The organism is Acinetobacter bereziniae LMG 1003 = CIP 70.12, from assembly GCF_000368925.1.
GTDB lineage: Bacteria > Pseudomonadota > Gammaproteobacteria > Pseudomonadales > Moraxellaceae > Acinetobacter > Acinetobacter bereziniae.
This window is the reverse complement of sequence record NZ_KB849755.1, coordinates 1420227-1439097: the sequence shown is the minus strand read 5'-3', so window position 1 is coordinate 1439097 and position 18871 is coordinate 1420227. Positions and strand designations below refer to the sequence as shown.

19 protein-coding genes are annotated in these 18871 nt (G+C 37.9%); 12 read left to right on the top strand and 7 right to left on the bottom strand.

The features are described 5' to 3' along the window. Window positions 1–146: 146 nt before the first annotated feature. Window positions 147–1793 carry an acyl-CoA synthetase gene (locus tag F938_RS08595; protein ID WP_005030922.1) on the bottom strand — a complete coding sequence of 549 codons (1647 nt, stop codon included), beginning with the start codon at window positions 1791–1793 and terminating at the stop codon, window positions 147–149. A gap of 233 nt (window positions 1794–2026) precedes the next feature. Further along, window positions 2027–3076 (bottom strand): AraC family transcriptional regulator, encoded by a 1050-nt coding sequence (locus tag F938_RS08590; RefSeq protein ID WP_005030921.1) that lies wholly within the window; start codon window positions 3074–3076, stop codon window positions 2027–2029. Window positions 3077–3197: 121 nt separating this feature from the next. Between F938_RS08590 and F938_RS08585 the strand changes: the two genes are divergently transcribed. The 3 genes from F938_RS08585 to F938_RS08575 all read left to right on the top strand — a co-directional run bounded on the left by F938_RS08585 (window position 3198) and on the right by F938_RS08575 (window position 7497). Continuing rightward, window positions 3198–4964, top strand: coding sequence for a neutral/alkaline non-lysosomal ceramidase N-terminal domain-containing protein (locus F938_RS08585; protein WP_005030919.1), 1767 nt, complete (start codon window positions 3198–3200; stop codon window positions 4962–4964). 12 nt (window positions 4965–4976) lie between these two features. Then, window positions 4977–6251, top strand: a complete 1275-nt coding sequence (locus F938_RS08580) for a D-arabinono-1,4-lactone oxidase (RefSeq protein WP_004827835.1) — start codon at window positions 4977–4979, stop codon at window positions 6249–6251. 85 nt (window positions 6252–6336) lie between these two features. Continuing rightward, the gene (locus tag F938_RS08575; RefSeq protein ID WP_005030918.1) at window positions 6337–7497 is read left to right on the top strand and encodes an alanine racemase; all 1161 of its coding nucleotides are present in this window, start codon (window positions 6337–6339) and stop codon (window positions 7495–7497) included. Between the two features lie 60 nt (window positions 7498–7557). On the opposite strand, the gene F938_RS08570 is transcribed toward F938_RS08575, so the two are convergent. Further along, window positions 7558–8631 (bottom strand): hypothetical protein, encoded by a 1074-nt coding sequence (locus F938_RS08570; protein ID WP_005030916.1) that lies wholly within the window; start codon window positions 8629–8631, stop codon window positions 7558–7560. Window positions 8632–8887: 256 nt separating this feature from the next. On the opposite strand from F938_RS08570, the gene thrS reads away from it, so the two are divergent. The 7 genes from thrS to F938_RS08535 all read left to right on the top strand — a co-directional run bounded on the left by thrS (window position 8888) and on the right by F938_RS08535 (window position 13842). Next, a complete protein-coding gene (gene thrS, locus F938_RS08565) occupies window positions 8888–10810 on the top strand; it encodes a threonine--tRNA ligase (RefSeq protein ID WP_004827843.1) in 1923 nt (640 codons plus the stop codon). A 5-nt stretch (window positions 10811–10815) separates the two neighbouring features. Beyond that, window positions 10816–11367, top strand: a complete 552-nt coding sequence (infC, locus tag F938_RS08560) for a translation initiation factor IF-3 (RefSeq protein ID WP_080633117.1) — start codon at window positions 10816–10818, stop codon at window positions 11365–11367. Window positions 11368–11453: 86 nt separating this feature from the next. Then, the gene (locus F938_RS08555; protein ID WP_005030914.1) at window positions 11454–11771 is read left to right on the top strand and encodes a DUF7709 family protein; all 318 of its coding nucleotides are present in this window, start codon (window positions 11454–11456) and stop codon (window positions 11769–11771) included. Between the two features lie 196 nt (window positions 11772–11967). After that, window positions 11968–12585, top strand: coding sequence for a glutathione S-transferase N-terminal domain-containing protein (locus tag F938_RS08550; RefSeq protein WP_004827849.1), 618 nt, complete (start codon window positions 11968–11970; stop codon window positions 12583–12585). An 82-nt stretch (window positions 12586–12667) separates the two neighbouring features. Next, complete coding sequence (locus F938_RS08545; RefSeq protein ID WP_005030913.1) at window positions 12668–12955, top strand: hypothetical protein; 288 nt, start codon at window positions 12668–12670, stop codon at window positions 12953–12955. Between the two features lie 34 nt (window positions 12956–12989). Further along, window positions 12990–13412: a hypothetical protein gene (locus F938_RS08540; RefSeq protein ID WP_005030911.1), complete on the top strand. Its 423-nt coding sequence runs from the start codon at window positions 12990–12992 to the stop codon at window positions 13410–13412. 4 nt (window positions 13413–13416) lie between these two features. Continuing rightward, window positions 13417–13842, top strand: coding sequence for a YqaA family protein (locus F938_RS08535; RefSeq protein WP_005030910.1), 426 nt, complete (start codon window positions 13417–13419; stop codon window positions 13840–13842). On the opposite strand, the gene F938_RS08530 is transcribed toward F938_RS08535, so the two are convergent. The 3 genes from F938_RS08530 to F938_RS08520 form a co-directional block, all read right to left on the bottom strand. Next, window positions 13839–14543 (bottom strand): energy transducer TonB family protein, encoded by a 705-nt coding sequence (locus F938_RS08530; RefSeq protein ID WP_004827857.1) that lies wholly within the window; start codon window positions 14541–14543, stop codon window positions 13839–13841. The genes F938_RS08535 and F938_RS08530 overlap by 4 nt on opposite strands. 52 nt (window positions 14544–14595) lie before the next feature. Then, window positions 14596–15381, bottom strand: a complete 786-nt coding sequence (locus F938_RS08525; RefSeq protein ID WP_004827859.1) for a TonB family protein — start codon at window positions 15379–15381, stop codon at window positions 14596–14598. A 134-nt stretch (window positions 15382–15515) separates the two neighbouring features. Then, window positions 15516–16766, bottom strand: a complete 1251-nt coding sequence (locus F938_RS08520; protein WP_004827860.1) for an MFS transporter — start codon at window positions 16764–16766, stop codon at window positions 15516–15518. A 224-nt stretch (window positions 16767–16990) separates the two neighbouring features. Between F938_RS08520 and rpmI the strand changes: the two genes are divergently transcribed. Both rpmI and rplT read left to right on the top strand, forming a co-directional pair. Further along, window positions 16991–17185, top strand: coding sequence for a 50S ribosomal protein L35 (gene rpmI / locus F938_RS08515; protein ID WP_002054552.1), 195 nt, complete (start codon window positions 16991–16993; stop codon window positions 17183–17185). Window positions 17186–17196: 11 nt separating this feature from the next. Further along, on the top strand, window positions 17197–17556 hold the full coding sequence (gene rplT, locus F938_RS08510) for a 50S ribosomal protein L20 (protein WP_004723060.1): 360 nt from the start codon (window positions 17197–17199) through the stop codon (window positions 17554–17556). 44 nt (window positions 17557–17600) lie between these two features. Here the strand turns inward: rplT and F938_RS08505 are convergent, their stop codons facing one another. After that, window positions 17601–18470 carry a hypothetical protein gene (locus tag F938_RS08505; RefSeq protein WP_005030908.1) on the bottom strand — a complete coding sequence of 290 codons (870 nt, stop codon included), beginning with the start codon at window positions 18468–18470 and terminating at the stop codon, window positions 17601–17603. Between the last annotated feature and the right edge of the window lie 401 nt (window positions 18471–18871).

The following is an 18871-nucleotide window of genomic DNA, read 5'->3' as shown; positions in this document are numbered from 1 at the left end:
ATAAAACAAGGGACTAAAAAATCATACCTATCGGAGTCACTTAGTCTATCATCAGGGCTTATCGTGTCCTCTCTTTTAGATCATTCACTTTGCTTAGACGAGCCAAAGATGATTTCTATGAAGAGAGAATCACGACATTTAAATCCTTACTGAAACTCACCTACAGCGCGTTCTTTTGCCCAGTCACGTAAGATAAATTTTTGTAATTTTCCTGTTGAAGTTTTTGGAATCTCACAAATCACCACGCTCTTTGGTACTTTAAAACGTGCCAGATGTTGTTTGCAAAACTCAATCACTTCTTCAGGAGTTGTTTCTGCGTCTTGCTTAAGCTCAATAAAGGCGCAAGGCACTTCTTGCCAACGTGGATCAGGTTGAGCAACGACCGCTGCTGTCATAATAGCAGGGTGGGTATAGAGGATTTCTTCGACCTCTAAAGAGGAAATATTTTCCCCACCAGAAATAATGATGTCTTTGGAGCGATCCATGATTTTTGCATAACCATCTGGTTGGCAGACAGCTAAATCGCCCGTATGAAACCAGCCTCCCTTGAATGCTTCTTCAGTGGCTTGAGTATTTTTTAAATAACCTTTCATGACAATGTTGCCACGGAACATAATTTCCCCCATGGTCTTGCCATCATTTGGAACTGGCTGCATGGTTTCTGCATCGAGAACACGCATACCATCTTGCAAAGGATAAGGTACGCCTTGACGTGAATGTAATTGAGCTTGCTCTTGAATTGACAAATCACTCCATCCGGCTTGTGATGCACATAATGCAGAAGGACCGTAGGTTTCTGTAAGTCCATAAACATGATTCACTTGAACGCCAATATGATGCATACCCTCAATAATCGCTGCTGGAGGTGCAGCACCAGCCACCATGACTTCAACATGATGTTTAAATTTAATTTGCTTATCTTCTGGTGTGTTAATCAACATTGACAAAACAATCGGTGCGCCACAGAAATAATCAACTTTGTATTGATCAATCAGTTGGTAGACCAGTTCAGGATCAATTTTCCGTAAGCAGATATTGGTGCCACCATTTGCTGCGATCGTCCAAGCAAAGCACCAACCGTTACAGTGAAACAAGGGAAGTGTCCAAAGATATTTACAACGAGGGGTCATTCCACAGGCAATAATATTACTCGCAGCATTGATATAAGCCCCACGATGGTGATAGACCACACCTTTCGGGTTACCAGTAGTTCCAGAAGTATAGTTTAGGCTAATAGCATCCCACTCGTCTTGAGGTAAGTGCCATTCAAAATCAGTATCACCCCCTTGAAGCCACTGTTCATATTCGATTTGACCAATGCGAGAAGTAGAGTCATTTTTGTCATATTCAACGTCAGCAACATCAATGATATAGATATTCTGAGACAGCATGCCTACAGCTTCTTGCGCCAATGTCGCAAATTCAGGGTCAACCAAAAGCACTTTAGTTTCAGCATGTTCAAGCATAAATGCGATGGTTTTGGCATCTAAACGGGTATTCAAGGTATTTAATACTGCGCCAGCCATAGGGACTGCAAAATGCGCTTCAATCATGGCTGGAATATTCGGTAAGAGAACAGAAACCGTATCATTTTTCTCGATGCCTAGATTTCGTAATTGATGCGCAAATTGGCGACAACGTTGATAAGTTTCTCGCCATGAAATATGACGATGACCATGAACAATTGCATCCTGATCAGGATAAATATAAGCAGCGCGTTCTAAGTAACGTAAAGGTGATAATGCTACAAAATTTGCAGGTGTGCGTGGTAATTCGTCATATGCACTGACCATGTTGAGCTCCGTCTCTATTTGTTCTAATGTCCATGCTTAAAAGATAGGCATAAGATGATTAAAATTCATTTATGCTTTAGTCGAGTATTTGTAAAATGTAAATATGTTTACATAGTGTTGTCCTGTTGAGCGTTGAAAGTTTACTTTCAAAAATATGAATTAAATAAATATTTTAAGAAGTTTTTGGCTGTTGGAACATGTCTATACTGTATATATATTTACCTATTTAAATACTAAGAAACTGAACTTAAGAGTTTAGTTTTTTTATACTCACTTGGAGAAAATCCTGTCCATTTCTTGAATGCGCGACGAAACTCTCGAAGCTCACTAAAGCCTAAATTAAAACTGATTTGGCTGATTGATTGATTGTCTTCAAGCCATTGTTTGGCTTTTTTTTCTAAGACTTGTTGCTTTAAGTGCTGAAAACTCAGACCATCATTGAGTAGTAATCGTCTTAGGTGGCGTTCGCTTAAATGGAAATGCTGTGCAGCTTGGTGCATATCAAAACGCCCTGGCAAATGGCTCTCAATTAAATGTTGTAATACCTGAACTATGCTGTGTTGGTTGATTTGATTAAATTGCTTTAATGCTTGCTGACACATTTGAATCGCAATTTGATAGTTGACTGGACTATGATTTTTAAGTGTTTTGGCTAATAGTGTATTTGGAAATCGAATTAAATTCCTGTTGCTTTTAAAAAGTATAGGGCATTGAAAAATACGTTGATAATCTTGTGAATAAGCAGAATGATCATAACTCAGTTCTAAGCTAATCAGTTCATAATCTCGATCTAACATCATGTTTAAACAGGTCATGATGCTGGCAAAAACTTCATCGCAAAAAAATGCTTTGAGTGGACCACAATCACTGCGTTCTATCAGCTCGATTTCACAATAATCTTGACTCAAATGAACACTCAAATCCAAAACACTGCCTGAAATAGGGTGGTACTGCAAAGCTGTTTCCAGTGCTTCTGCAACAGTTTTACACGCTTGCATTGCAAAACCCAAAATACCAATAGAAATTTGACCCTCATGGCTACCCAGCAATAAACCTAAATGCTTTTGTTGAGTACAGTTGAGTGCATCTTGAATAACGCCACAAAGTTCCGAAAATGCAACGAAACCTTGCCCTTGGCGAATCTGTTCCAAATCAAGATTGTGTAATTTAAACCAATCTGCATATTGCCAATGTTGTTGTTCCCCATAATGAATCAAACTGGTAAGGATCATAGGCGGAATATAAAATTGCGAATTGGCAGATTCCTTTTGTTGTGAGCCCATAAAGTCCGTTTAGCCCCCCATATTGTTGTTGCTTTTACCCTAGTTGGTATCGCATATTTTTGATTAATATTCAATCTAGTTCTGCTGATGTATCACATAAAAAGATAAAGGAATACCATATATGTTTAGGGTAGGCTGGGCAAAGCAAGAGATTGAAATCCAACCACAAGGTTATGCCATGTTTGGTTATGGCATGTGGTCACATCGCGCTTATGTAAAACGTACAGCCTTATTTGCACGAAGTTTCAGTATTCGCCGTTCAGACTCAGAACAACCCTTATTATTTTGCTGTTTGGATTTAGGTTGTATTACCTATGCAATGCGTGAAGGTGTAGTTAAAGCTTTAACTGAAAAGTTGAACGAACAATTTAATCCGCAACGATTGGTATTGATGGCGACGCATACCCATTCTGGACCAGGTGGCTGTGCCTATGAAGCATTATATAATATGCCGACGCCGGGTTTTGTTCCTGAGCATTTAAATGCTGTGGTCAATGCTGCTTTGACCAGTATTCTTCAAGCGATTCAATCGGAACAAGAAACAGAAATTTTTTATCAAACCTGTCAATTTCCTCAAGATACACCAGTCGCATGGAATCGATCATTAGATGCCTATAATCGCAATCCAGACGTGATACATCGAACTGAGGCTGAAACTCACCTTGCCTTAAATCGTGAAATGCAATTAATTGGATTTTATCGTGATCAGCAACTTGTTGCATTTATCTCATTATTTGGCGTACATGCTACATGTTTGGGTAATCAACTCAATGCACATGATGGTGATAACAAGGGATATGCTGCGATACAGAGTGAAGAGTATTTATTGCAACAAGGTGTGCAAAATCCTGTTGCAATATTTGCACAAGCCACAGCTGGAGATGTATCTCCACATTTTCATGGTCCGAAACAAAATATAATTCGCAGTCGAATCAAAGGTGAAAAAGAATATCAATATGCCCAACAAAATGGGCGCTATCAAAGTGAGTTAGCCATCAAGGCTTTAACTAAAATAGATCTTCAAAATTCTGAGAATCAAAATAAAAGTGCGATTGGAAGCATGTGTCTAAAAGGCGGTATAGATGCCATTTTGAGTTATGTTGATTTAAGTCAGGTTGAAATCCCAAGCGAGTTCAGTCAAAAGTCTGAGAAGATGAGAACCAGTGCTGCTTGTCATGGTGTTGGATTTATGGGCGGAACACCCGTTGATGGTCAAGGTGCGTCAAAGCCTATCATTAAAATTTTAACACTGCTGTCAAGGCAAGTACGTAAGAAACGTTTAGCAGATCCAAATGCACCAGATTATGCAAAATATAAAGCATTGTATGACGCTCAATTTCCCAAAGATATTGTGCTTGAAAGCCCTGACAATCAATTATTGGGTAAGCCGCTGGATTTCACCCCGAGTTTTGTTGATCCTCTTATTGCAGAAATGAATCGACAAGTGAAAGCAGGTGCGATTCAGACCAGTCCACTTGTTCCGAGTGTTATTCCTTTACAGATTATTCACATTGGTGCATTGGCATTGGTGTGCTGTCCAGGAGAGATTACCACGACAGCAGGGCAGCGTTTGATTCAAACAGTGGCAAAGCAAATGACAACTCATCAGATGATTTCAACCACGGCTCTAGTGTCTTACTGCAATGATTATATGGGATACATTACCACACAAGAAGAGTATCAAGAGCAAGCCTATGAAGGCGCGCACACCTTATATGGGCAGTGGACACATGCTGCAATTCAATACAAGTTTCAATATCTTGCAAGCCAATTAATGATTGATGAGTCGCAACGCAAGTTTGATCAAGTCACTCGTCCTACAAAAATTTCACAACACGAAATAGACCTGAGAACAAATCATGGCAGTGTAAAAACCGCAGTGCGCTAAAGGATCAGCATTATGAATCAGCAAAAATGGAACAATTGGTCTGGGTTTCAACATTCTCAACCAGAACATATTTTAAAACCCAGTAGTATAGATGAATTAAAAAATATTGTTCAAAACCATCATAAAATTCGTGTGGTAGGTGCTGGTCATTCATTTACCCCGTTGGTTTGTACCGATGCGACACTATTATCCTTAGATCATTTTTCTGGTGTAGAGAACGTAAATACAGCATTAACACAAGCCAATATTTGGTCAGGAACACGGTTGTTTAATTTGGATCAATATTTAGAACCAATACAACAGTCTTTAATGCAACAAGGGGATATTGATCAACAAAGCTTGGCTGGGGCAGTATCGACTGGAACACATGGAACTGGTCTGAATTTGCACTGTATTTCTGCTTATGTGGAAGCCTTCGAACTCTTAACAGCTTCAGGAGATATACTGACGTGTAGTCGCCAAGACAATCCCAATATTTTTGAAGCAGGGCGTGTATCTTTAGGAAGTTTAGGAATACTCACCAAGATCACCATGCAAAACAAACCTCGTTATAAGTTGAAGGAGCATGTGCGACTTTGTTCAGTTAAAGAATTTTTTGAAAATATCGATCTTTGGAAAACGCAACATCGCCATATTGAGTGCTTTGCATTTTCACACGCAGACCAATTGATATTAAAAACACTCGACATCACAGATGAGGATATTCAACCGAGAAAATTATCATGGCCATCAGAAGATGCCTTACTTACGATATGCTGTAGTTTGACGAAATCTTTTCCTGCATTGAATCCAAAATTGCAAAAATTATTAGGTGTCTTTATCAAACCCACCACATTCGTCGATTGGTCCAGTCAAATTTTTCCAACTCCACGCGAAACAAAGTTTAATGAGATGGAATATCAGATTCCAGTTGAGTCTGGTATGGAATGTTTAGAAGCAGTATTAACCGCATTAAAACATGCTAAAGCACAAACATTTTTTCCAGTAGAGTTTCGTTTTGTCAAAGGCGATGATATTTGGTTGAGTCCGTTTTATCAGCAAGATTCGATTTCAATTTCAGTTCATCAATATCACAAACAAGCTCCAAACCAATTATTTGATGAAATTGAACCGATTTTTCAGCATTATCGAGGTCGCCCACATTGGGGGAAAATGCATAATATGGGGGCTTCACAGCTCCAAGCCTTATACCCAAAGTGGGATGATTTTATGCAGTTAAGGGCTCAGTTGGACCCTACGCAAAAGTTTTTAAATCCGTATTTAGAAAAGTTATTCTTTACAGCGTAATTCAGGGTATTGGCGCAATGATGGATCAATAAGACTGAATCAAGTGGGTATACCGCAAATGAATAGTAAAATATAAGGATATGCGATGAATCATTTTTTTGAACAATTAAATCGTGATTTAAAACAATCTGCAGATGCGCTACCGCAATTGATCATTGATGGTCAAGCTTTGGAGCAAAATTTGCAATATGCAACAACCAAGTTTAAATACGCAACCCATTTACAGCCTCGTCTTGTGGTCAAATCTTTAGCATCTATGGAATTGCTCAAGACGGTAAGTGCTAAGTTGTCCACACAACGTTTTATGGTTTTCCATTTACCTCAATTGCTACCGATTTTGGAAAATTTTTCAGAAGCTGATGTTTTACTGGGAAAGCCGATGCCTGTAAGGCTTGTACAGCAGTTTTATACCCAGCATCCTCAATCGGAACACGCCAATATTCAGTGGTTGGTAGATACCAAGGCACGTTTATTACAATATCTTGAAGTGGCGAAAGTTTTAGCAATTCAGCTTCAAATCAATATCGAGATAGATGTGGGTTTGCATCGTGGAGGTGTAGACTCAAAAGCGCAAATGATTGAACTACTCAGGTTGATTGAGCAGCATCCTGACAATTTAAAATTTTCAGGGTTGATGGGTTATGATGCCCATGTAACAAAATTACCCCCTGTCATCAAGAAAGTTGAGGTGGCGTATCAGGAGTCACAAGCAACGTACCAATGCTACAAAGATATCATTCAACAGCAATTTCCTCAGCTTTGGCATGCTCATCTTTGTTTTAATGGTGGGGGAAGTCCCACCTTTTATCTGCACGTAAAACAGAGTGTGTGTAATGATCTTGCTTTTGGTTCAATGTTGCTTAAACCAAGTGACTTCGACAGTGAAGGGTTGCGTGTTTTGCAGGCGTGTCTATGGATTGCAACAGCTGTACTAAAAGTATTGCCATATTCCCAATTACCGGGTTTAACGATCTTGAATAAGCTTCCACATCGGTCTAAAGCATTATTTGTTTATGGGGGCTATTGGATGGCTGACTATGTTTATCCTCAAGGGATTCATCCTCATGTGTTATATGGGCGCAGTACCAATCAAGAAATGGTGAATGTACCAAAAACAACTCAAATCGAAGTTGATGATTTTGTATTTTTACGACCGACTCAAAGTGAAGCCATTATTCCTCAGTTTGCTCAGCTGACTTATTATTTAGATCGAAGTTTTAAAAAATGGCAAAGCTTTAGAGAGTGAATATATAAAAAAAACCGCCATAGAAATAGCGGTTTTAAAAATAAAAAATGATAGATCAAATCAAAGTGCTTGATTTAGCGCATCCGCTAAAGTTTGTACTGCTGTTTTATTGAAGTAAGTTTCTGACATATCAAGTTTGTCTTCTAATGGAGCCATTTGATCCTTTATTAAATCTCCAGAAATAACTTGATATGCTTGATATATTTTTCCATTCATTTCTACGCCAGTATAGTTATCAATAAAGCTCTTGGAGATACCTGTAGTTGGATTGATTGGATAGACAACTTTATAACCTGCAAATTGATCTTTATGCCAAATGTATCCAGATGGAAGTTCAGTGTTATCAGTAAACTCTTCTAAGGATTTATAATCAGTTAGATCACTGTCATTAAATGTAATTGTAGGTGTATTAAATATTGATTGCTCAACATAGCTGAGTTTAGAACCAGAAGGAAACTTTGTCTGATTTGCTAATAATTTTTCTAAAGAACCTTTATGGTTGTTGATTATAATCTGGGCTAGGTCTGAATTTATATAACGCTCTACATTACCAGCATTTGGATAGTCGTAATATTTAAAGAGATCAGCAATAGTCATTCCCGAAATATCGATGTGTTTTAAATTTAATTTAATTTGATTTTCTATATGAATCGTACACTTATCGGTAAAACTATTGAATATTGCTGAGTTGTCATCTTGGCTGATGAGATACCCTAGTGGAAAGCCAATCGTCAAATTGTTTTGTTTAAAGCTGGTATCGAGTTTAGATTTCGTTAAAAGATATGATTCTAAAAAATCAATATTTATTTGCTTTGGTTGATTCTTAAGTAAGGTCGTGAGATTTTGGTATATCACACCATTGGTAAGCTTATTTGAATATAATACGATAACATTTTCATCACCACTGTCATTGGGTTGTGTCTCTAGAGAATAGATTTCATCACTAAAAAAGCCTTGTCCAGTCGTTTTAAGATTTTTGGGAAGTCCATTACTACATTCAATTTTTTCAGATTGGCTTTGTGTATTGGCTATATTTGATGTTTGTTCGTTATTGCTAGAACCGCCACCACAGGCTGTTAATGCCAAGCCGACAAGTATTGCTGAACTAAGTTTAGTTAAGTTTACCGAATTCATTTAGTTATCCATTCGTTTTATGTTTTTAAAGTCAATAAAATGTCACGCGGCGATGATAAATGACTGTTTCGACAAAATCAAAAACTAAAATTTAGATTAATTGAAGACAAAGGTTTATAAATATTCAGCAAAGGTGTAAAATTTGACACACTTTTTATTTTGTTCCACCGATTTTATCTTGAGGATCTTCCTCGATCATAATCTCGCGGTGACATGCTCCATTGTACGGGGCATCACTCCTTAAGGATTTTTAAATATGCCTATTATCACATTGCCAAATGGCGATCAGAAAAGTTTTGATCATGCTGTTTCCGTTATGGAAGTTGCTCAAAGTATTGGACCTGGACTGGCTAAAAATACAGTTGCAGGGAAAGTAAATGATCGCTTAGTCGATGCAAGTGATTTAATTACCGAAGATTCAACATTACAAATCATCACTCCAAAAGATCAAGATGGTGTCGAGATTATTCGTCACTCTTGTGCACACTTGGTGGGTCATGCGGTAAAACAACTCTTTCCAGAAGCTAAAATGGTGATTGGTCCTGTCATTGAAGAAGGTTTCTACTATGACATTTGGATGCCTCGTCCATTTACATTAGATGACATGGCTGCGATCGAAGAGCGTATGAAAAAGCTTATCGATCAAGATTACGATGTCATTAAAAAAATGACGCCTCGTGATGAAGTCATTGCTGAATTTACTGCGCGTGGTGAAGATTATAAATTGCGCTTGATTGCAGACATGCCTGAAGAAACTCAAATGGGCTTGTACTATCATCAAGATTATTTAGATATGTGTCGTGGTCCACACGTTCCAAATACTAAATTCTTAAAATCATTTAAACTCACTAAAATCTCTGGTGCATACTGGCGTGGTGATGCGAAGAATGAACAATTACAGCGTATTTATGGTACAGCTTGGGCAGATAAAAAAGAATTAGCTGCTTATATTAAGCGTATCGAAGAAGCTGAAAAACGTGATCACCGTAAAATTGGTAAAGCCTTAGACTTGTTCCATATGCAGGAAGAAGCGCCTGGTATGGTGTTCTGGCATGCCAATGGCTGGACGATTTACCAAGTGCTTGAACAATATATGCGTAAAGTTCAGCAGGATAATGGCTACCAAGAGATTAAAACACCACAGATTGTAGACTTTACACTGTGGGAAAAGTCTGGTCATGCTGCAAACTATGCAGAAAATATGTTTACGACACATTCAGAAAGTCGTAACTATGCTGTAAAACCAATGAACTGCCCATGTCATGTGCAAGTGTTCAACCAAGGCTTAAAGTCTTACCGTGATCTTCCAATTCGTTTGGCAGAGTTCGGTTCATGTCATCGTAATGAACCATCAGGTTCGTTACACGGCATTATGCGTGTACGTGGTTTTACTCAAGATGATGCGCATATTTTCTGTACAACTGAACAAATTGGTAAAGAAGTTGCAGACTTTATTAAACTCACTTTAGACGTTTATAAAGACTTTGGCTTTGAAGACGTTCAAATGAAGTTGTCTACTCGTCCTGAAAAACGTGTTGGCGCCGATGAACTTTGGGATGTCGCAGAAAAATCTCTAGCAGATGCGCTAGATGCTGCGAACCTAACTTGGGAAGAACAACCTGGCGAAGGTGCTTTTTATGGTCCTAAGATTGAATTCTCACTGAAAGATTGCTTAGGTCGTATTTGGCAGTGCGGTACAATTCAGTGTGACTTTAACTTGCCGTTACGTTTAGACGCTTCATATGTAACAGAAGATAACGATCGTGACCATCCTGTGATGTTACATCGTGCAATTCTTGGCAGTTTTGAGCGTTTTATTGGTATACTAATTGAACACTACGCAGGCTTTATGCCACCATGGTTGGCTCCAATCCAAGCATGTGTCATGAATATTACCGATTCTCAAGCGGAAGCTTGTGAACAAGTCGTCGCCAAACTCAAAGAAAATGGAATTCGAGCAATTTCAGACTTGAGAAATGAGAAAATCGGCTTTAAGATTCGTGAGCGTACATTAGAGCGTATTCCGTACTTATTAGTACTCGGAGATCGTGAGGTCGAGGAAGGTACTGTGAATGTCCGTACTCGCTCTGGAAAAAATTTAGGTACTATGTCGATAGATGCATTTGTTGACCTAGTGAAAGCAGCCGTAGCCGAACGCGGCCGGTATATTGTGGAGTAAGAAAGATTAAACAGCCTGACCGTAACCAACAACAAGGTGCTAAAAGCAATCGTCCTGCATTAAATGATGAGATCAAAGCTAAAGAAGTGCGTCTCGTTGCTGCAGATGGAGAGCAAAAAGGCATCGTTTCACTTGCTGAAGCTTTGCGTGCTGCTGAAGAAGCTGATCTTGATCTTGTTGAGATCGTGGCGAATGCAGAGCCACCTGTTTGTAAAATCATGGATTTCAACAAACATTTATTTGACCTGAAGCAAAAGCAAAAAGATGCGAAAAAGAAACAGCATCAAGTTCAAGTGAAAGAAATTAAGTTGCGCCCTGGTACAGACGTTGGTGATTACAATGTTAAGTTGCGTGCTATTCTGAAGTTTCTTGAAGAAGGCAACAAAGTCAAAATTACTCTACGTTTCCGTGGTCGTGAAATGGCTCACCAACAGTTGGGTCTTGCGCAATTACAAAAAATTGAAGCAGACGTCGCTGAATCAGGTGTAGTTGAACAAGCACCAAAAATGGAAGGCCGTCAAATGGGTATGTTACTTGGACCTAAAAAGAAAAAGTAATGTTACATTTGTAGAAAAGAGCACTGCTTAAAGCGGTGCTTTTTTTATTATTGAAAAGAAAATATGTTAAATGTTGAGGAATAAAGATGTCATCAATCCAAAATTCAAACCAACTATCGAGTATTAACCAGAAAATTATTCAAGAGGGTGAAGTTCTCCCAGCGGTTACTTTGAAAGATGGGACTAAAGTGCAAACAGGAACTGTAGCGACCATGTTGCACAATATTGATTTATATAACCAAGGTTTAAGAGAGGAAGTTGAACAAGAACTGATACTTGCCATTCCAACTTTGATCAAAGTTGGATTATTTGATTTATTTAGTCCTGATGAATGGATTTCAGGAGATAATTTAGGACGTCGCTTTGTCGGAGAAAAAGCCAAGCAATTTTTAGCATCACAATGATCAAGATATTTTTAAATATAAATGTCATAGAATGAGAAATCATCTTGTTAAGAAAAAGCGAATAACTGAATTTAAGAATAGATTATTAAAATAATCTATGTCTATTGCCTACAGATGACGAAGAATTCATGTTATAAAAGAAAACCATTAACGTAATAAAATTCAGAAAATACGTGAAAATGAAGAAGGACGAAATATGATTGATCTCTATTATTGGGGAACCCCCAATGGCCATAAAATTACCATCGCGCTTGAAGAAATGGGATTGGATTATCAGATTTTTCCAATTAACATTTTAGAAAATGATCAATTTCAACCTGATTTTCTGCGTATTTCCCCAAATAATAAAATTCCAGCGATTGTCGATCAAAATGGTCCCAATGGCGAAGCTATTTCAGTTTTTGAATCAGGTGCAATACTACAATATCTTGGTCGTAAAACAGGTTTGTATTATCCAAGCAATGAACAAGACCGTGTTGAAGTGGAACAATGGCTGATGTGGCAAATGGGTGGTTTTGGACCCATGTTGGGGCAAAATCATCATTTTGGAAAATTTGCCAAAGAAAAAATACCCTATGCAATTGAGCGTTATGTCACTGAAACAAAACGTTTATATGGTGTTTTAAATAAACAGCTTATCGGACAAAAATATGTTGCAGGCGAATATTCAATCGCCGATATGGCAATCTTACCGTGGGTTTTGCGCTATGAATGGCAACAAATCGACTTAAATGATTATCCGTATGTGAAAGAGTATGTAGAACGTTTAACTGCTCGACCAGCGATACAGAAAGCACTCTCGATCAAAGTGTAAAATTCATTTTATGTTAAAATAAGAAACCACCTTGTGTGGTTTTTTTTAGATGTAAATTTTTGCACAATTGAAAGGTTTGGTCATGAAAGATTTCTTTTTAAATTTTACGAAAATATTAGAGACCAATCCAAAAATTTATTGGAGTGTCATTGTTGGTATCGTTGCTTGTCTGATTTTATATATTGCTGAAATTGTGCATATTCAAAATATACTGGGTCAAATGCAGGGGCAGGATGTTCAGTTGATCCGAGCTGTAATCGATCCGATTGCACAACGGTATCAATGGTCACGTATTGCATTGATTATTGTTGCTTTAATAGGGGCAATTTTTCAGTATCGTAAAACCAAAAAAATGCTAAATTTAGTATGATTAAACTGTTAGTCGTATATTCATCAGGAGGAGTATGAAGCAAAAATTTGTTTGGCATTTCCTTATTTCTTTGGGTGTAATGTTAATCACAGCAATGCTTTGTGGCATCTTGCAGTATCACTCTGCATATGATTACTTTTGGTTTATTATTTTGAGCATTGTGAGTGTTTCAGGCTTGGTTTTTGCTATGCTCTTTGGCTTTTTTCAAAGTACATTAAAGCAAAGTCTTTTGAATACCACGATTTTAGTCGTTTTGCTTTCGCTTTATTTTATTGTTTTATTTTACGGTTTTATTCATATCAAAATCGATTGGCAAGCGATTTCAGAGGGTAAAGCTCAACTTACATTGGTGCAGAAATTTTTTAAATCAGAACTTTCATTTTGGTTGGCTTTTCTTATTCCCTTTATATTGTCATTCTTGACTTATACCTTAAAACCTAAACCCAACTTTAACTAATGTTATGGCTTATTTGCTGTTATTTCTTTCTGCATTTGGTGCAGCGACGCTATTACCTTTACAGTCAGAAGCCGTGTTGGTTGGGCTCCTGGTACAAGCACAGTATTCCGTATATTTGCTTCTAATCGTTGCAACCATTGGAAATGTATTAGGCTCATGTGTGAATTGGTATTTAGGACTGAAAATAGAACAATTCAAAGATAAAAAATGGTTTCCTGTTTCTGAGAAAAATATGCTCAAAGCGGAAAAAATATATCAAAAATATGGTTTTTGGTCCTTACTATTCAGTTGGACCCCTGTAATTGGTGATCCAATTACGCTTATCGCAGGATTAATGAAAGAAAAATTTTGGCGTTTTTTGTTGATTGTAACAATTGCTAAAGGAGGTAGATATTGTGTGATCTACCTGATTTTTAGTGGATGGATTTAGTTGCAGTCTTTAGGATCGAAACTGATATAGTCTTGATGTGTCGTTTTAAAAATTTGCCACCACTTTTTATCTGATGTGATTTGAGCATTCATAAAAGCAGAAATGACCTCAGTATCAATTTGGTTAATTTGGGTGCTGTGAATCAATTTAACATCAGAAACTTTATCTTTTCTTGACAATTTAAAAGAGAAATCAATATGCCGTTTTTCCCCATTTAAAAGTGCTGGATTAACTGCTAAATAGGGTTGTTTAAGATAGCGAAAGCTGGTTGGTTTTCCCTTTGTTTGAGCTTGCCAAACCTCGCTATCAAAACGAAAGAAACAACGTCTTGCTGATGGTTTAGATGAGTTTTTAACTGCTTCAAAATTAAAGTCTTGTCTAGCCCGTATCGGAGAGTTTGTGGATTTAAATGATGCCTTATGTACAGCATATACAACCTTATCGTCTAAACTAGTTAAGCCAGAGCTTTGGATAATTTTTACGTCTGTCACACGTCCGCTAGGATCGGCTGAAATAAGAAGATCGATATAGCGACTTTGTCCATGTAATTCGTAGTCACGAATCTTTAGTTTAGGTAATTTATGCCAAACTGCTTCATCATCTGGGGAAGTAGCGGGCGTTTTTATGTGCGTTTGTTCAGCATATGCCATAAATAGACTACTCAGAGAGAGTAATATGGCAGCAAGATAAAATTTGTTCATTGTATTATTTAAATTTTTGAAATAAATAGATTGATCAACTCAAACAACAAATCTATTTGAGTTGATGATTAAACTCGTTGCAATCGTTGATTTTAAATTGAATTTCATCATTAAATGAACGTGGTTTAAAAGTCCATAAGGTTCGATAAGAGCGTTTTACTTGTATTTGAGTTTGCTCAACAGCTTGGATAACCTGTTGGTCAATCGCATTTACACCTGATAATTGAGTTAATTTGACACGCTTTACATTGCCTTGTTGATCAACTTTAAACTTAAATTTGACTGTTCGATCTTTGTTTTTGAGTAAAGCTGAGTCAAGCGAGAGCTGAGGCTGTTGCGTATAATGAAAGGCAACTGACTTATCTTGAGTTTGCTTTATCCAGTGTTTTGAATTAAACGCAAAGGTACATTCAGATAGTTGTGCATGAGCCTGTGTATTGTCTTGGGCATTATCCATATTTAAAGTAAATGTTTGATAACCCACAATCGGTATGGCTTTACCATTCTTACTATATGGTTTTACCTTGGCAGCCTCTACAGCATCAATGAGTTTTTGATCAAGAGCCGTGATTCCTGTGCTTTCTTGCACTTCAGCATCTGTGACTTGTCCTAAACTGTTGGCGCTCACGCGGATGATGGCAGAACGATCCTGTGTTTTTAATTCTGCTGTTTGATATTGGACTTGAGGGAATTTAACCCATTGTATACGTGTCGTGAGGTGTAATGGGGCATTGCGTTCAGATTGTTCTCCTTTGACTTTTATTGTTGGGAGTTTATCTGCGCTATGTCCATAAGTTGAAAGGCACATCAGACCAGTGATTAAAAGAGCTTTATTCATAAGTTTAGCTTTCCATGCAACTGAGTGTGCATGAGGTTAATTTAATTGCGCAAAGTATTTATCGAATTTGCTCATCTCGCAATAGAAAATGCACCCTAAGGTGCATTTTTTACGATTATTTATGTCAACAATCGCTATTTTTGCCCTTTGGTAATATCGACTGAAAACAAATCAGCGGTTTTAATCCAGCTGATTGCAACGACTGCCATGGTCATGCATCCGCCAAATATCGTTGCTGTGATCGTTCCTAAGTACTTGGCGGCAAGCCCTGATTCAAAAGCACCCAGTTCATTACTCGATGAAACGAACATCCCATTCACAGCTGCAACTCGACCACGCATATTTTCAGGAGGGTAAACTTGTAAAATAGTTTGGCGCACCACCACGGAAATACTGTCACATGCGCCAGTCATGCCTAAGGCAAACAAGGAAAGCCATAGATTGTTTGAACATGCAAAAATGATGGTAAAGATTCCGAAACCAGCAACCGCAATCAGCATATTTCGCCAAGCGTGATGTGTTGGTGGGAACTTAGTGAGTGCAATCATCGTGATGAGCGCGCCGATCGATGGCGCTGCACGTAGATATCCTAAACCTTCAGGACCTACTTTCAGAATATCTTCAGCAAAGATAGGAAGTAAGGCGATGACACCACCAAACAACACTGAAACCAAATCCAGCGAGATCGCCCAAAGTACAATCTTAGTTTTCCAGATAAATCGAAAACCTTCGCTTAAACTGTCCCAAAGATTGTCTTGTTCCATGGTCGGGAAAGTACGCTTTTTTAACAGTGTGATTAAGCAAAAGCAGATAAATAAAAGCATGGATACAGAAAGTAAGCTATTTTCCCGCCCAATTCCAGCAAGCATAAAACCGCCCAGCATGGGACCAATAATGACACCACTTTGCCATCCGATCGTGGTCCAAGTTGCACCATTTGCATAGAGTTCACGGGGAATTAAAAATGGTTTTAATGATGTTGCAGATGGATTATAGAAACCACGAATAGTACCCAAAGCAAAGATCACAGCATAAATGCCCCAAGACAGGGTGGTGACACCAATCTGTCCATGATCGTAACTGTGAAATAAGTACCAAAGCACTAAGGGTAAAGGGAAAGAAAAGAATAAACATACTTTCATAATACTTTGTTTATTCAGCTTATCGGCAAAATAACCACCCCATAGGGACAATGCGATAAAAGGAATCGCCTCAGCCAATCCAATCAAACCGAGTGTAAGTGGATCTTTGGTAATTTGATACAGTGAATAGGCGACAATAATTTCTTGGATCAAAATTGCCAGTGTTAAGCAAAATTGATTGATCGTGACGATGGAGAAATCTCGATAGCGAAGCGCAGCAAAAGCATCCTGTGCAGGGGTCATAACTGTCCAGTTTTATCATGATGTGACGATTATAAAGATTAAATGCAGATTTTCCTTATGAAAAATGATGGAATTTTCATCGGAAATTACACTGAATAACTGATAAATAGTGCAAGGTTTTGCTTTTGTTTTGTACAGAGATGATTTAGAATATTGCCTCCCTTACCTGCAGGTCGTATTCGCAATGGTGCGAACGTACCGAACAGGTGTTTAAAGAGGTTGTTATGGCTAAGTTAAAAACTCGCCGTGGTGCAGCTAAGCGTTTCAAAGCGACTGCTAACGGTTTCAAGCGTAAACAAGCGTTCAAACGCCACATTTTGACCAAAAAATCTGCTAAACGTATTCGTCAATTGCGCGGTTGTGTCATGGTTCACGTAAGTGACATGAATTCAGTTCGTCGTATGTGCCCATACATCTAAGGAGATTATAAATGGCTCGTGTAAAACGTGGTGTACAGGCTCATCGCCGTCATAAAAAAATTCTTGCTCGTGCTAAAGGTTACTATGGCGCGCGTTCACGTGTTTATCGTGTAGCGTTCCAAGCAGTAATTAAAGCAGGTCAATACGCTTACCGTGACCGTCGTCAAAAGAAACGCCAATTCCGTGCTTTATGGATTGCGCGTATCAATGCTGGTGCTCGTCAAAATGGTTTGTCGTACAGCCGTATGATCGATGGCTTGAAAAAAGCTCAAGTGATCATCGACCGTCGCGTACTTGCTGACATTGCTATGCATGACTCAGTTGCATTTGCTGCTTTAGCTGAAAAAGCTAAAGGTGCATTAGCTGCTTAATCATCTTTGATGATTGAAAAAAGACCGCTTTGTAGCGGTCTTTTTTATGCTTGAATATTGGCGTTTGAGTAGTGATTTGCCGCATTGACAATAAGAGATGGATAAAAATTATTTAAGGCTTGTACGGCTTGATCAAATAACTGTAGTTCATGACGAGTTGCTTGATTACACCAGGCTTGATCATTTCTCGTTTCACTTTCTAGTAGATAATTTTTATAAAGATTTTCAGCATGAGTTAATAAGCTTGCTGCATAATTGCTTGTGAAGTCCTTTGGGAAAAGATCAAAATGTGTATTGTAATTTTGATGGTCCTTAAATTGAATATTTGCAAGGTGTTCGATCTGATTTGAAGATCCCAATGTAAAAGCGACTTCATTGATATAAACGCAGTCAAAATAAGATTGCGAAAAATGTTTCCAGTCTATGGCTTTTAATTCTCCCAAATTCTCAATAAAACTTTCATTTAAGTCGAACAGTGTATAGGTTGCGATTCTGTCTGTGAGCGCATTGACATTGTTAAAATACAAATCAGTATTATTGTTCTGGTGGTGTAGATACCATAGCTCTTTTTCCTCACAACCGATTAAAATTTGTGGGTGATCATACCGGTACTGAATTAAAATCATATAGTTATAAAAGTGATCAGACAGATAAAAAATAGGGGATTCTTGTATTGTCGATGCTAATCGGGGCGCGTGGATCAAACTTAATTTATACGCGCCTTTGTGCTTTAAATGATAAAGAATGAGTTGTAATGAACCCGCCAAAAGTTGACCACAATGAAAATCTCTAAGAATTGGATGTAAAATTTGAAAATGAGGCATTTTGTTTAAATCATCTTGAAGATGATCATTGAGAAATTGGTTGCCATAAATCACCAAAGCCATTTGTCTATAAATTAAATTGAAGTTCATGATACTTCCTTATGCAATTTTTCTTACTTATTTGACCAGATGGAGAGGAAAATAATAATAAGGGTGAATACAACAAATCTGGCAATTTCATAATGTGTTACTAGTCAAAACGCACCGTATAAAAGCCCAATTGTGATAGCACAAAATAAGATCAAGTAGAATATAGAGGTGACAATAAAACTTGATTGGTCTTCACGAGTTTCCAAATCATGGACCAGAAATAAGCGATTAGTCGCTGAACATCATGGATGCTGGCGGTAGTATTCACTCCTTGGTTGATTCAAGTAAAGTTGGGCATTATGTTGTAAGACGAAATTAAATTGCCAATAGTTATTTTGCATGGCAAACGAATAAGCTTAGGTTTATTGTTGAGCTATCAATGTAACATTAATTTTTAATCA